Consider the following 14,564-nt stretch of genomic DNA (forward strand, 5'->3'; position numbering starts at 1 on the left):
CTTTAGCACGGAATGATAGCAGAACGGCAAAAATCCGCACCGGTCCCGGAACAGACAATGAAATCATTCTCCTCCAAATCATTCTCCTCCCCCACGCCCCGCCTGATCGCAGAAGCTGCTGACGGCGTCGGCGTCATCAGCATCAACAATCCGGAAAAGCGCAATGCGCTTGATCTGGCCATGTGGCGCGCCCTGCCCCAGCTGATCGCCGCCATGGCCGCCGATGATGCGGTGCGGGTCATCGTGCTGCGCGGCGTTGGCGACAGTCCGTTCGCTTCCGGCGCTGACATCAGCGAATTTCGCACGCTGCGCGCCAGCGCCGCGGGCGGCAAGGCCTATGAGGACTCAAACGAGGAGGCTTTCGCCGCCATCGCCGCCTGCCCGGTCCCGGTGATCGCCATGATGCGCGGTTTCTGCATGGGCGGCGGCGTCGGCATCGCCGCCGCCTGCGACCTGCGCGTGGCGGCGGAAGGCACGGTGTTCGGCGTGCCGGCGGCGCGCCTCGGCGTCGGCTACCCGCCCCAGGCCATGCGCGTTGTGGTGGCGGCGTTCGGCGACGCCGTCGCCCGCGACCTGTTCTTCACCGCCCGTCGCCTCGACGCCGCTGAAGCCAAAGCCATCGGCGCCCTGCACCGCCTGTGGTCCGACGCTGATCTGGAGGCGGAAACCATGGCAATGGCGCGGAGCATCGCCGGCAACGCGCCGCTGGCCATGCGTTCGGCCAAGGCGTCAATCGCCGCCGCCAGCAGCCTGCCTGGCTCGGTTTCCGAGGCTGAACTGCTGGCGCTCGCCGGGGCCTGCTTCGACAGCGAGGACTATGCCGAAGGCCGCGACGCCTTCCTGGAAAAGCGCCAGCCGGTTTTCAGGGGGCGCTGAGGCGCCGGCCCCCCCTACGCCGCCTCATAGGCGACGAACGACAGCGCATTGCCATCCAGATCGACGACATGCACATCCGTCCCGCCCCACGGATGGCGTGTCGGCGGCTGGGCGATATACGCGCCACGTTCCAGCAGCTCCGCATACAGCGCCTCGACATCCGCCACTTCCATGATCGCAAGGATCAGCGACGGCTCACGGGCGGCAAGTTCAGCGAAATTGGGCGCATGGACAAAACGCAGGTGAAGGCAGACGCCATCGCGCGACACGGAGCCGTAAAACGGCGGCGCGCCGTGGAGAAAATCCGTCCTGAAACCGAGGCGCTCTTCAAAATAGCGCGCGCTCGCCGGTACGTCCCTGACGTGAAGTATCGGCGTTATCGATTTCAGCGTCTGCGCCATGATCCGATCCCCTGCGTCAGCCCGCCCCCGTCATGCCGAACGCAAAGCGCTGACATCATCCCAGCCATACGCCACCTCGACCAGCGCGCCGCCAGCGCATGGCTCCTCGCGCTCCAGGCGCGCGACGCCGCCAAATCGTTCGTAGAACGCGCGCGCCCGCAGATTCCCGGCCAGCGTCCAAAGCGCCATGGCCCTGAAGCCCGCGCCCCGCAGTTGCGTCGCGAGCGTCTGGGCAAGCGCATGCCCTGCGCCCAGCCCCTGGAAAGCAGGCAGAACATACAGCGAGCTGATCTCCCCGTCATAACCCATGCGCCGAAGCTTGAGGCTACGTTGCGGGCAGCAGGTCCCAAGACCGACAATACGGCCCTCATGAACCGCCACCTGCAGGGACACCCCCTTCGTCTCCCGTGATTCTGCGATCACTTGCCCCCAGCCGGAAGCGGACAGCGCAACGGTGATCCGCTCCAGCTCTTCAGCCGGCATCATGCCCCGATATGTCTCGCGGTATGCGGCGACATGAACCCTCGCCACGGTCTCAACATCGTCCGGCACAGCGGCGCGGACACGCCAGTTCTTCTCATCCCGCATGCGTGACAACCTCCGCGACAGCGCCAGTTTCCTGATCCGGATATTGCCGGGAGCGGCCATGCGAGGCGCGGAAACCCGGAATGATCATTTGCCGATAAAACAATCCCGCAATCATCGGCGCCCGCGCCGCGACCACGTATGGCGGATATGGTTTCCGCCCAGACGGGGATACCCTGCCCCGGCCGCTTCAACCTTCGCGCACCGCCGCCAGATCAACCAGCCGCAGTTCCGCCCGGTCGCGCCCGCCCCAGCTGTTGATGGTGAGAGAGCCAGCGGCGTGCACCTGCTGGCCCTCATGGGCAAGCAGGGCGTCGCCCAGCGGCTGGCCCACGGCGCGGAAGGCCACGCCGCCGATCTGCGCGCCGTCGCCAGCCTTCAGCCGATAGCGCAGATGCGCCGCGCCCACCGGCTTCACCTCCACCAGCCGGTGGCGCGGCAGGGCAAAGGTGGGCTCGGGATTGCCCGAACCATAGGGGCCCGCCCGCTCCAGCATGGCGACCAGCTCCGGTTGCGCCCCCCCGGCGGCCAGCGAGCCGTCCAGCAGCAGTTCGGCGGCATGGGCGCCCACGTCCTGGTCGGCCAGGGCCATTTCCACAAATGCGGAGAACTCCGGAAGCTTGCCCGGCGCCAGGGTGACCCCGGCGGCCATGGCATGGCCGCCGCCCTTCACCGCCACGCCATCGTCCACCGCCCGCCGCACCAGCCGTCCAAGGTCAATCCCCGGCACCGAGCGGCCGGACCCGGTCGCCACCCCATCCTCCCGCACGGCGAAGGCGAACGCGGGCCTCGCGAACCGTTCCTTCAGCCGTGAGGCAATGAGGCCGACAACGCCCGGATGCCACTCCGCCGAGGCCAGCGCCAGCGCGCCCTGAGCGGGATTGGCCATCAACTGCCGGTCGGCTTCGGCCCCCGCCTCCTCCACCGCCAGTTGCTCGATGGCCTGGCGCTGGCGGTTCAACTCATCCAGCTCCATGGCGATGCGGGCGGCCTCGGCGGCGTCGCCGGTCATCATCAGCCGCGCGCCAAGGGCGGCGTCGCCGATGCGGCCGCCGGCGTTGATGCGCGGCCCCACCAGAAAGCCCATGTGCCAGGCGGCGGGCGGCCCCTTCAGATTGGCCACGTCGAGCAGCGCCGTCAGCCCGGGCCGGCGACGCTGGCGCATCACCTGCAAGCCCTGGCGCACGAAAGCGCGATTGAGCCCCAGCAGCGGCGCCACGTCCGCCACCGTGGCCAGCGCCACCAGATCGAGCCCGGCGAGCAGGTCCGGCGGCTGGCGTCCCTGCCAGTAGCCGGCTTCGCGCAAGATGCGGTTCACCGCCACCAGGGTCAGCAGCACCACCCCGGCGGCGCACAGATAGCCAAGGCCGGAAAGGTCGTCCTGGCGGTTGGGGTTCACCAGCGCCAGCGTATGCGGCAGTGTTTCCGGCGCCTGGTGATGGTCGAGCACCACCACGTCGAAGCCCACGCGGCGCGCTGTTTCAAACGCCTCATGGCTGGCCGTGCCGCAATCCACCGTCACCAGCAGGCTGGCGCCTTCGCTGCGCAGAAATTCGATGGCCTGGCTGTTGGGGCCGTAGCCCTCGGTGATGCGGTCGGGAATATGCACGGCGCAAGGAACGCCGCAGAACGCCAGGAAATCGCCCAGCAGGGCCGACGAGCAGGCCCCGTCCACGTCGTAATCGCCGAAAATGGCGACGCGTTCGCGCCGCTGGATGGCCGTGGCGATGCGGGCCGCCGCCGCGTCCATGTCCCGCAATACAGATGGGTCTGGCATCAGGTCGCGCAGCTTCGGCTCCAGAAAGCCGGCGGCGTCGGCCAGTTGGACATCGCGCCCGGCGAGCACCCGCGACAGGGCGTCCGGCAGCCCATGGGTCTGGGCCAGCGCCAGGGCCAGGGCCTCGCCCTGCCCAACGCAGCGACTGCGCCATATGCGCCCCAGCGCCGAACGCCGCACGCCCAGCACAACCGCATTCACATCTTCACGCCTGGCGCTGGCGGAATCGCCGCTGCCCATCATGCACACTTCCCATGCACGCCCTGGTTGCGATCAGGGCGCAATCGTTTTCCGGTACTGGATGAAACCGGCGTTCTCGGCCACCGCGTCATAGAGCAGGCGCGCCGTGGCGTTGCTCTCGTGCGTCAGCCAGTAAACCCGCGTCGCGCCCGCCGCCTGCGCCGCCGCATAGACGGCTTCGATCAGCATCCGGCCGACGCCGCGCCCCCGGGCCTCCGGCGCGGTGAACAGGTCCTCCAGATAGCAATAGCTGGAGGCGGTCCACGTCGCCCGGTGAAACACGTAGTTGACGATGCCCAGCACCGCGCCATCGGCTTCGGCCACCAGGCAGTGCACCGGCTCGGCCGGGTCCAGCAACCGCCGCCACGTCAGGTCCGTCACCTCCGGCGGCAGCGTGGTCTGGTAGAACGCCAGATAGCCGGCCCACAGGGCGCGCCAGCGGGCTTCGTCGTGAGCGGCCACGGGTCTTGTGCGAATCTGCATGCGCGCCTCCCCTCTGGCCGACAGCATGCCGCCAGCCTGGCTCAAATCAATTGCCTGAATCAAAAGGGGCGCCGCGGCGCCCCTTTCCCGTTCCTGCGACGCCTGATCTCAGGCTTCCATGTGGAACTTGCTGAGATCGCGATGCTCGGCGGTGATGCGGCGCACGGTGCCGGTGATCGAGCGATAGACGATGGTCTCGGTCTCGATCACATCCTTGCCGAAGCGCACGCCCTTCAGCAGCGCGCCGTCGGTGACGCCGGTGGCGGCCACGATCACGTCGCCGCTGGCCAGGTCCTTCATGTCATAGATGCGGTCCGGATCGGTCACGCCCATGCCGCGGGCGCGCTCGCGCTTCTCCTCGGTATCGAGGATCAGCCGGCCCTGCATCTGGCCGCCGATGCAGCGCAGGGCGCCGGCGGCGAGCACGCCCTCAGGCGCGGCGCCGATGCCCATGTAGATGTCGATGCCGGTCTCTTCCGGGTTGGCCGTGTAGATGATGCCGGCCACGTCGCCGTCCGAGATCAGACGCACGGCGGCGCCAGTGCTGCGGATCGCCGCGATCAGGTCGGCGTGGCGCGGGCGGTCCAGCACGAGCGCGGTGATTTCCGACGGCGCGACGCCCTTGGCCTTGGCGAGGTTACGGATGTTGTCCTCGGGCTTCGCGTCGATATGCACGACGCCCTGCGGGTAGCCCGGGCCGATGGCAATCTTCTGCATGTAAACGTCGGGGGCCGCCAGCAGCGTGCCGCCTTCGGCCATGGCCATCACGGCGATCGAGCCGGGCATGTCCTTGGCGCACAAGGTGGTGCCTTCCAGCGGGTCGACGGCGATGTCGACCTTCGGGCCGTTGGTGTTGCCCACATGCTCGCCGATGAACAGCATCGGCGCCTCGTCGCGCTCGCCCTCGCCGATCACCACCGTGCCGTCGATCGGCAGGCGGTTCAGCTCGCGGCGCATGGCGTCGACAGCGGCCTGGTCGGCGGCCTTTTCATTACCATGGCCGCGCAGGCGGGCGGCGGCGACAGCGGCGCGCTCGGTCACGCGCACCAGCTCCATGGTGAGGATGCGTTCGATCAGTTTGCCGGACGGAACGGTGATGTCGCTGCTCATGTCGTGATCTTCCCTGTCTCGTCTCGTCGGCCGGCGCCTTGCGGGAAGGCGCGCTGAACCGCCGTCAGTTGCGCTCGATGCGGATGACCTGGGGCGAGGAGCCAACGAAGCCGTCGGCGACCGCCTTCTGGAGCGCGCCGCGCACGGCGTCCTCCGTCGTATCATAAGTGATGAGGATGACGGGAACCTTGGCGCCCGAACGTCCGGTGGGATCGCGCTCCGCCGCCTTCGGCGAGCGGCGCTGCACGATGGATTCCAGCGAGATGCCGGCTTCGGCCATGCGCGTCACCACCGAAGCAGCGGCGCCCGGCTTGTCCAGCAGGTTGACGCGCACATAGTAGCCGCCCGGATGATCCTTCACCGGCGCCCGCTCCATGTGCTGCAGGTCTCCCGCCGGCGCCGCGAACACCGGGCCACGGCTGCCAGCCTGGGCAATGTCAACGATATCGGCGATCACCGAGGACGCGGTGGCGTTGCCGCCGGCGCCCGGGCCAACGAGGGTGAGCTCGCCCACAGCGCTGGCATCAATGTTGACGGCGTTGGTGACGCCCATCACCCGCGCCAGCGGCTGGGTCTTCTCGACCATGGTCGGGCAGACGCGCTGCTCGACGCCATCGGCGGTGCGCACGGCCACGCCCAGCAGCTTGATGCGATAGCCAAGGCGGTTGGCCATGCGAATGTCGATCTGCTTGATCGAACGGATGCCCTCCACCCGCACCGCCTCGGCGTCGATGCGGCCGCCGAAAGCAAGGCTGGCGAGAATCGCCAGCTTGTGGGCGGTGTCATGCCCGTCGACGTCGAAGGTGGGATCGGCTTCGGCGTAACCGAGCTTTTGCGCCTCGGCGAGGCACTTCTCGAACGACAGGTTGTCCTGCTCCATCCGGCTCAGGATGTAGTTGCAGGTGCCGTTGAGGATGCCGGCGATCTGGGTGATCTCATTGCCGACCAGCGACTCCCGCACGGTCTTGATTACCGGGATGCCGCCCGCGACCGCCGCTTCGAAAGCCAGCGCCGCGCCGGCGCGCTCCGCTTCCACGGCCAGATCCATGCCATGGGCGGCCAGCAGCGCCTTGTTGGCGGTGACCACGTGCACGCCGCGCGCCAGCGCGGCCTCCACGGTCGCTTTCGCCGGCCCATCGGAGCCGCCGATGAGTTCAACGACGCAATCGACCTCCGCCTCCCGCGCCAGGCGAACCGGATCGTCGAACCACTCATAAACCGACAGGTCGAAGCCGCGATCGCGCGCGCGATCACGCGCCGAGACCGCCACCACGTCGATGGGGCGCCCCGCGACGAGCGTCAGCGCCGCGCGACGCTGCGCCAGCAGTTGCAGCAACGACGCGCCGACGGTGCCAAGGCCCGCGACGCCAATCCTGAGAGGAGTCTTCATGGTGCTGCGGATCGCATGGCCCCGCGCATCCTGTCAATCGACAGAACGTCCCGCCATGGCCGTTGCGCGGAAGATGGGCAAAAAGAAACCGGACCCGGGAAGACCCGGTCCGGAGCGACAAAGACAAGACGCCGTGCGGCGCGGCGGTCGCCGCGTCCCTGAGCTGGCGCGCGCTGGCGCAACAGGTCACAAGACCGAAACCCTTCGCCAGGCGACGGCTGGACGCTGCCAGAGCAACGTCCAGACAAGTCAGGCCGGCTATTGTCCGGCCAGGCCCGCGATCGCGCCGGCATCATGGGCTGCGGACGCACACCTCATGAAAACGCGCCGCGATCAGATATCCGGGAGCGACGCCCAGGGGGCGGCATCCAGAGCAAACATCCGGAGGACGGAGCCGGGAATGGCGGCGCCGTCCCGCCGCCCGATCAGCCGAACAGCAGCACGTCTTCCAGCGAGCATTTCTTCGCGGGCGTCGCGGCAGCCTCAGGAGCGGCCGGGATCATCGCCGGCGTCGCGGCTGGCGCGACAGGGCGAGCCGCCTTCGGCGCAGCGCGCTTCGCCGCCGCACGGGGCGCGCTTGCCGTCGGCATGGCCGCCATCATCTGGGCGGATGAGGCCGCCGGGGTTGAGCCAGCCTGCTGCTGACCCGACGCATTGACCAGCGCCGCGTACTGCGCCTCCGGCATCACCACGAGCCGCTCGCCGGTAAGGGCGACGATCGTACGAACCTGAGCCTGCATTGTACCTGTCCTCTAAACGTCCCTGGCGTCATCCGCCGGGGCACAAAAACCACGAATGCCATAGCGAAAGAAGTGCGGCTTCACACCCCCCGCCAACTCCGCCAGCAGTGTTGCCGCGCGGGAGTTAATCAAAATGGAATCCGTTGCTGGCTTCGCGGCGGTTATCACCGCCAACCGCGCTGCCCCCGTCCTCCATCTGCCCCGGACCCTCGCCACCCGGGCGAAGACCGTAGCGCCCGCCGCCGCCCCTCAAATTCAGGGCCTGCAACGGATGGCGCTCCGGAGCCCTTCCAGTTCTAATCTGGATCAGGGCGTTTCCGTGACAGCGATCAGGCAACAAGAAGATATGCGAATGCAATATAACCTTTGACTAATGACGTGTTAATTTTGTCGTCACAAAATAAATATTCTGTAATAATTCGTGAACATCCTGGCTGCATCAGCGTAACGCTTTCATCGCCGGGGGCGCCCGCCAGCCGCGCCACCGCCGGGCCCGGGAAGACTGCGCCGTCAAACCGGCTCGCCGGGCGGCAAATAAATTTATTTATAATCATATAGATACAACAAAACCGCCCCAAACAACCCGCCCTGCGGCAACCGTTTGGCGCCATCGGCAGGCCTGGCGCGGGCCCGGCCAGAGTGCGACCGCCATCCGGCGGCGCCATCATCCCAAAGCAGGATGCCCCCTGACCCAAAAGCCATCGCGGCCCGGCCGGAACATCCGGTCGGGCCGCGACGATATGGACAGATGTCATCCTGGCCGGACGCCGCCCGGCTTGCCGGCGGCGTCCCGTCTTCCCTCACCCGGTCTCCCAGGTCTGAAGCAAGCTCAGGAATGCAGCGTCAGCCGACCTTGTTCAGCGGCACCACATTGTGCAGGCTGGTTTCGGCGGCGTCGAAGAACTTGCGGACATTGCGCGCCGCCTGGCGGATGCGCTGCTCGTTCTCGACAATGGCGATGCGCACATGGTCGTCGCCATATTCACCGAAGCCAATGCCCGGCGCCACGGCGACGGAGGCGTGCTCGACCAGCAGTTTGGAAAATTCCAGCGAGCCCAGGTGCTGGAACTTCTCCGGGATCGGCACCCACGCGAACATCGAGGCGGTGGGAACCGGAATCTGCCAGCCGGCGCGGCCAAACGATTCCACCAGCGCGTCGCGGCGCTTGCGATAGATGTCGCGCATCTCGCGGATGCAGTCGTCGGGGCCATTCAGCGCCGTGGTCGCCGCCACCTGGATCGGCGTATAGGCGCCATAGTCCAGATAGGACTTCACGCGGGTCAGCGCGGTGATCAGCCGCTCATTGCCCACGGCGAAGCCCATGCGCCAGCCGGCCATGGAGAAGGTCTTGGACATGGAGGTGAACTCCACCGTCACGTCCATGGCCCCATCCACCTCAAGCACCGAGGGGGGCGGGTTGTTGTCGTCGAAATAGACTTCCGAATAGGCCAGGTCCGACAGCACGATCAGTTCGTGCTTCTTGGCGAAGGCGATCAGATCCTTGTAGAAATCCAGCGACGCCACATAAGCGGTCGGGTTCGATGGATAGCACACCACGATGGCGATCGGCTTCGGGATGGAGTGCTGCACCGCGCGCTCCAGCGCCGGGAAGAACGCCGGCGTCGGCTCGGCCGGAACCGAGCGGATGACGCCGCCAGCCATCAGAAAACCAAAGGCGTGGATTGGGTAGCTCGGGTTTGGCACCAGCACCACGTCGCCAGGGGCGGTGATGGCCTGGGCCATGTTGGCGAAGCCCTCCTTCGAGCCCAGAGTGGCGACCACCTGGGTTTCCGGATTGAGGGTGACGCCGAAGCGGCGCTTGTAATAGGCCGCCTGGGCCCGGCGCAGGCCGGGAATGCCCTTGGAGGCGGAATAGCGGTCGGTGCGGGGCTTGCCGATGGTCTCGACCAGCTTGTCGATCACATGCTTCGGCGTCGGCAGGTCAGGATTGCCCATGCCGAGGTCGATGATGTCCGCGCCCCGCGCGCGTGCTGCTGCCTTGGACCGGTTGACCTGTTCGAAAACGTAAGGCGGCAAACGCTTGATGCGATGAAAATCGGTCATTGGTCCCAGGTCCCTGATATCGGTCCTTTTCACGCGCCCGGACGACAGGTTCAGGTGTGATGGTTACAGGCGCGGAAGCTGTCGTGTGTAGCAAATCGCCAGCCGGTTGCCAGCGGTTTTGCGACACGGGCAATTATTTCTGCCACAAGGGCATTTTCCGGATTGTATACGAAACCGGCTGTCCTGGCGAAAACTCCGGGCGCGACGCGCGGACGCGCTGGCCGCCAGGGATGGAAAGCATGGTCATTCAGGCCAGCCAGAAAATGTCAAACGCAGCGACTCACTCAGCCGTTTCAGGCGGCGGCGCCTTCGCCGGGGTCGGCGCGGGCGTCTTGCCGGCGGCCTGCGCTTCAGCGCCCGCCGCGGCGTTGCTGGAGCGGGTCGCCTCCAGGCTCTTCTCCAGCGCCTTCACATCGTCGGGCTTGCGCGGCTGGCTCGGTCGCGCCGGCAGATCGCGCGGGATCTTCATATAGCCGGCGTCAGGTCGCCGCGCCGCGCCAACGAAGTCGGCCGGCGGCGGCGTATCGGTGGCGAAACCCACCATCTTGGCCGCCGACTTCCCGGCCGAACAACCGCCCAGCGCCACGGCCCCCGCGACAAGCGCTGCGCAGGCAAAGGCGGCGCGGCCCGCAGGACGCCCCTGGCGGCGGATCTGACCCAGGATCTGGTCAACGATCTGGTCAAGGATCTCGCCACGGATCTGACGGTGATTCACGATGCGCATGGTTGCACGATACGCCCTGATTGCTGCGGCGGGAACATCCGGGCGCCCGGGCGCCCAAACTGTCCTTAACAGCCAGTCATCAACAGAAGGTTCTGCACAGCGGCGCCCGAGGCCCCCTTGCCCAGATTGTCGAGGCGCGCCACCAGCACCGCCTGCCGCGCCGCCTCATTGGCGAACACGAACAGTTGCAGCCTGTTGGTGTCGTTGAGCGCCTCAGGCTCGATGCGGCCAGCCTTGATCGCCGGATCATCCAGCGCCATCACCTCGACTTCGCCGCCAGCCGGATACCAGGCGGCCAGCGCCCTGTGCAGGTCGGCGGCCGTTGGCTTGCCAGGCAGATCGTCCAGGTGCAGCGGAATCGACACCAGCATGCCCTGACGGAAGTTGCCGACCGATGGCGCGAACACCGGCCGCCGGCCCAGCCTGCCATATTGCTGCAACTCCGGCAGGTGCTTGTGCGCCAGCGACAGGCCGTACAGCTCGAAATTCGGCGCCGTCCCGTTCTCATAGGCTTCGATCATCGCTTTGCCGCCGCCGGAATAGCCGCTGACCGCATTGACCGAAACCACCGTGTCGGGGCCGATATGGCCGGCTTCCACCAGCGGCCGCAGCAGGGCGACGCCGCCGGTCGGATAGCAGCCAGGGTTGGCGACATAGCGGGCGTTGGCGATGGCGTCGGCCTGTCCCGGAGCCAGTTCGGCGAAACCGTAGACCCAGCCAGGCGCGACGCGATGCGCCGTCGAAGCGTCCAGCACCTTCGGCCCTTTGTCGCCCAGGCTTTCAACCAGCGCCACGGTCTCCTTCGCCGCGTCGTCTGGCAGGCAGAGGATCACCACATCGACTTCGGACAGCAGCAGCCGCTTGGCCTCCACGTCCTTGCGCTGCTCGTGCGGAATGCTGCGCAATTCAATTTGCGGCAGGCCGGCCAGCCGCTCGCGAATGCCGAGCCCGGTGGTGCCCGCCTCGCCGTCGATGAACACCACGGCGCGGCGCGCGCCGGCGCCTGCGGTGGCGGGGGTGCTGCTGGCCTTGGCGCTCATGGGGTGACTCCTGTCATGCGGCAACGCTGCCGCCGCCACGCGGTACTCCAACCACGTGTAAAAACCAATACGGCCAGAATGCAACCGGATGATGCACGCCGATCCTGGCCAGCACATGCAAAAAGGGCGGCCCGTGAGCCGCCCTTCCTGAAATCGTGTAACCGGGCCCTGTCGGGCTGCGGCCGCCCGATCAGCGCTTCGAGAACTGGAAGCTGCGACGCGCCTTGGCGCGGCCGTACTTCTTGCGCTCGACGACGCGGCTGTCGCGGGTCAGGAAGCCTTCCTTCTTCAGGATGGCGCGCAGCTCCGGTTCGAAATAGGTCAGGGCCTTCGACAGGCCGTGACGCACGGCGCCAGCCTGACCGGAGAGACCACCGCCAGCGACGGTGACCGTGACGTCGAACTGGTCAACGCGGTTGGTCAGCTCGAGCGGCTGGTTCAGGATCATGCGCAGCACCGGACGGGCGAAGTAAACTTCAACCGGGCGCTCGTTGATGACGATCTTGCCGGAACCCGGCTTGATGTACACGCGGGCGACGGCGTCCTTGCGCTTGCCGGTGGCGTAAGCGCGGTTCAGGGCGTCGACCTTGCGGACATGCACGGGAGCGTCGTTGGCGACAGCGGCGTTGGCCTGGCCAAGATCTGCGAGGCTCTGGAGGGTGTCAGCCATGCTCAGGCGCTCCTCGAGTTCTTGGAATTGAGGGCAGCGACGTCCAGAGCTTCAGGCTGCTGGGCGGCGTGCGGGTGCTCGGCGCCGCCGTAAACGCGGAGATTGCCGAGGATCTGGCGGAACAGCGGACCGCGCGGCAGCATGCGCTCAACGGCCTTCTCGACGACGCGCTCAGGGAAGCGACCTTCGAGAATGAACTTCGCGGTGCGTTCCTTGATGCCGCCCGGATGGCCGGTGTGGTGGTAGTACACCTTGTTTTCGTACTTGCGGCCGGTCAGCACCACCTTGTCGGCGTTGATGACGATGACATTGTCGCCGCAGTCAACGTGAGGGGTGTAGGTGGGCTTGTGCTTGCCGCGCAGGCGCATGGCGATGACCGAAGCGAGGCGACCGACGACCAGACCTTCGGCGTCGATGAGCACCCACTTCTTTTCAACGTCGGCCGGCTTTGCCGAGTAGGTTTTCATGGATCTTGTCTCAACTTTCGCGGGACCTCGCGGCCCCTGACGATTGACGCGCGGAACTGGCGTGGGGCTGACGGAACACCGTCGACCCTGGCCATCCGCGCGGGTTGGCTGGCGTTTAGCCTGTGCGCCGCAAGGCGTCAAGCGACGTCAAATTCCGGAAACCAGTAAATAGCGTGATAATTCAATACGTTACAGAATAAGGTATTATAATACCGCAATTTATTTCCCGAACCGGCCCGCCGCGTTACCCCCTGGCGTCCCGCCAATGCCGGAGCGGGGCAAGACCGCCGGCCAGCCCCAGAATCCGGCCGATGGGGCGGAATTCGTTCATCCTGAACGGGAACCCCGCGCCATTGCTTTGATATATCGCGTGTTTTCAGCTCAGCGCGCGATCGCGCCCCGCCGGCGCCCGCGCCATCTTCTGCCCCGCGCCTCAGCGCGGCGGAATCGAATAGGTGCCGGTGGCGTGGCAGACCACGTCGTCCTCGCCGTCGGAGCGGATGAACACGTCGCCAACCGCCAGCCGCTTGCCCAGCTTCAGCAGCCGGCAATCGGCGATGAGATCCTTCTGCGCCGGCTTGCGCAGGAAGTTGAACGACAGATTCGTGGTCACAGCCAGCGTCACCGGACCAACCGAGCCCATGATCGCCGCATACAGCGCCAGATCCGCCAGACCCATCATCGTCGGCCCCGATATGGTGCCGCCCGGGCGCAACTGGGCTGGGTTGTAGATGCTGCGCACCGTGGCCGTAAGGTAACCGACATCCTCGATTTTGCGGGCGTTCATCTCCCCCCACATTTCCGGAAACTCCCGGCGCAGGGTCGCTTCCAGTTCCTCGCGGGTCATGACCGCCGCAGGCGTAATCCGTGCTCCCATTTACCCTTGTTCCTTATGCTGTCAGGCGCCATACCTTCTCGCTTATTCGCTCCCGCACCGCAAATCGCGCCAAAATCACCGGGAGCGCCCCCATTTCTGGCGCTGGCGTTTCCGCTTTGTGGATGCGCGCGTCCGCGCGCCGGCCCGGCGCGCCGTCATACATTCGTGGAGCCGCAGACATGACCGCCCCCTCGCCAGCCGCAACCCAAACAGCAACTCAAACTCTTGCGCCAGCGTCTGTCGCAGCGGCGGACGGGCCAATGGTTCTGCGCGCGGATCATGACGGTTTCGCCGTGCTCACCCTGAACCGGGCGGCGAGCCGCAACGCGCTGTCCGATGGGATGATCGCCGCCCTCCAGGCGCAACTCGACCTCATCGCCACCGACGCCAGCCTGCGCGCCGTGGTCATCGCCGCTCACGGCCCGGCGTTCTGCGCCGGCCACGATCTCAAGGAAATCACGGGCCATCGCGACGACGCCGATCGCGGCCGGCGGTTCTTTGCCGATCTCATGGCGCGTTGCTCGGCCATGATGCAGACCATCGTCACCCTGCCCGTTCCGGTCATCGCCGCCGTCGAGGGCGTGGCGACCGCCGCCGGCTGCCAGCTGGTGGCCAGCTGCGACCTGGCCGTGGCCGGCGCCGACGCCCGCTTCGCAACGCCGGGCGTCAATATTGGCCTGTTCTGCTCGACGCCGATGGTGGCCCTGTCGCGCAATGTCTCACGCAAGCACGCCATGGAAATGCTGCTGACCGGCGAAATGATCGGCGCGGAAGACGCCGCCCGCATGGGCCTGGTCAATCAGGTCGCCGCCGCCGGCGGGGCGCTTGACGGCGCCTGCGCCTTCGCCGCCCGCATCGCCGCCAAGTCGCGCCTGACCCTGCGCACCGGCAAACAGGCGTTCTACGAGCAACTCGAAATGAACCTCGCCGACGCTTATGACTACGCCGCCCGCGTCATGGTGGAAAACATGATGGCCCGCGACGCCGAGGAAGGCATCGGCGCCTTCGTCGAAAAGCGCCAGCCGGTGTGGCGGGAGGCGTAACAGCCGACCGCCCCCGAGACCATCCCGCCCCGGCTCAAAACCGGGCAAGACGGGGCCAGGCAAGACGGGGTTTGGCA

15 protein-coding genes are annotated in these 14,564 nt (G+C 66.9%); 2 read left to right on the plus strand and 13 right to left on the minus strand.

Translation table 11 applies throughout. The annotated features are described in order from the left end of the window. The first annotated feature begins 57 nt into the window (after positions 1-57). On the plus strand, positions 58-876 hold the full coding sequence (locus ACERNI_RS06060; RefSeq protein ID WP_448832382.1) for an enoyl-CoA hydratase: 819 nt from the start codon (positions 58-60) through the stop codon (positions 874-876). 14 nt (positions 877-890) lie between these two features. On the opposite strand, the gene ACERNI_RS06065 is transcribed toward ACERNI_RS06060, so the two are convergent. The 13 genes from ACERNI_RS06065 to ACERNI_RS06125 all read right to left on the minus strand — a co-directional run bounded on the left by ACERNI_RS06065 (position 891) and on the right by ACERNI_RS06125 (position 13,444). After that, positions 891-1,277 (minus strand): glyoxalase superfamily protein, encoded by a 387-nt coding sequence (locus ACERNI_RS06065; RefSeq protein ID WP_448832383.1) that lies wholly within the window; start codon positions 1,275-1,277, stop codon positions 891-893. A 30-nt stretch (positions 1,278-1,307) separates the two neighbouring features. Then, positions 1,308-1,865 carry an N-acetyltransferase family protein gene (locus tag ACERNI_RS06070; RefSeq protein ID WP_448832384.1) on the minus strand — a complete coding sequence of 186 codons (558 nt, stop codon included), beginning with the start codon at positions 1,863-1,865 and terminating at the stop codon, positions 1,308-1,310. Positions 1,866-2,052: 187 nt separating this feature from the next. Continuing rightward, positions 2,053-3,882, minus strand: coding sequence for a single-stranded-DNA-specific exonuclease RecJ (gene recJ, locus ACERNI_RS06075; RefSeq protein WP_448832385.1), 1,830 nt, complete (start codon positions 3,880-3,882; stop codon positions 2,053-2,055). Positions 3,883-3,912: 30 nt separating this feature from the next. After that, on the minus strand, positions 3,913-4,362 hold the full coding sequence (locus ACERNI_RS06080; protein WP_448832386.1) for an N-acetyltransferase family protein: 450 nt from the start codon (positions 4,360-4,362) through the stop codon (positions 3,913-3,915). Positions 4,363-4,470: 108 nt separating this feature from the next. Further along, the gene (gene glpX, locus ACERNI_RS06085) at positions 4,471-5,472 is read right to left on the minus strand and encodes a class II fructose-bisphosphatase (RefSeq protein WP_448832387.1); all 1,002 of its coding nucleotides are present in this window, start codon (positions 5,470-5,472) and stop codon (positions 4,471-4,473) included. Between the two features lie 64 nt (positions 5,473-5,536). Next, a complete protein-coding gene (locus ACERNI_RS06090) occupies positions 5,537-6,862 on the minus strand; it encodes a homoserine dehydrogenase (protein WP_448832388.1) in 1,326 nt (441 codons plus the stop codon). Between the two features lie 425 nt (positions 6,863-7,287). Then, on the minus strand, positions 7,288-7,602 hold the full coding sequence (locus ACERNI_RS06095; RefSeq protein ID WP_448832389.1) for a hypothetical protein: 315 nt from the start codon (positions 7,600-7,602) through the stop codon (positions 7,288-7,290). 843 nt (positions 7,603-8,445) lie between these two features. Beyond that, positions 8,446-9,666, minus strand: coding sequence for an LL-diaminopimelate aminotransferase (locus ACERNI_RS06100; RefSeq protein ID WP_448832390.1), 1,221 nt, complete (start codon positions 9,664-9,666; stop codon positions 8,446-8,448). 280 nt (positions 9,667-9,946) lie between these two features. Continuing rightward, complete coding sequence (locus ACERNI_RS06105; protein WP_448832391.1) at positions 9,947-10,390, minus strand: hypothetical protein; 444 nt, start codon at positions 10,388-10,390, stop codon at positions 9,947-9,949. Positions 10,391-10,455: 65 nt separating this feature from the next. Then, a complete protein-coding gene (gene argC, locus ACERNI_RS06110) occupies positions 10,456-11,430 on the minus strand; it encodes an N-acetyl-gamma-glutamyl-phosphate reductase (RefSeq protein ID WP_448832392.1) in 975 nt (324 codons plus the stop codon). A gap of 190 nt (positions 11,431-11,620) precedes the next feature. Continuing rightward, entirely contained in the window at positions 11,621-12,100 is a 480-nt protein-coding gene (rpsI, locus tag ACERNI_RS06115) for a 30S ribosomal protein S9 (RefSeq protein WP_448832393.1), read from the minus strand. Between the two features lie 2 nt (positions 12,101-12,102). Then, positions 12,103-12,567 carry a 50S ribosomal protein L13 gene (rplM, locus tag ACERNI_RS06120; protein WP_448832394.1) on the minus strand — a complete coding sequence of 155 codons (465 nt, stop codon included), beginning with the start codon at positions 12,565-12,567 and terminating at the stop codon, positions 12,103-12,105. Positions 12,568-13,000: 433 nt separating this feature from the next. Beyond that, on the minus strand, positions 13,001-13,444 hold the full coding sequence (locus ACERNI_RS06125; protein WP_448832395.1) for a PaaI family thioesterase: 444 nt from the start codon (positions 13,442-13,444) through the stop codon (positions 13,001-13,003). Between the two features lie 179 nt (positions 13,445-13,623). On the opposite strand from ACERNI_RS06125, the gene ACERNI_RS06130 reads away from it, so the two are divergent. Next, complete coding sequence (locus ACERNI_RS06130) at positions 13,624-14,487, plus strand: enoyl-CoA hydratase (protein ID WP_448832396.1); 864 nt, start codon at positions 13,624-13,626, stop codon at positions 14,485-14,487. Positions 14,488-14,564: the final 77 nt, after the last annotated feature.

This window comes from Camelimonas sp. ID_303_24, from assembly GCF_053543495.1.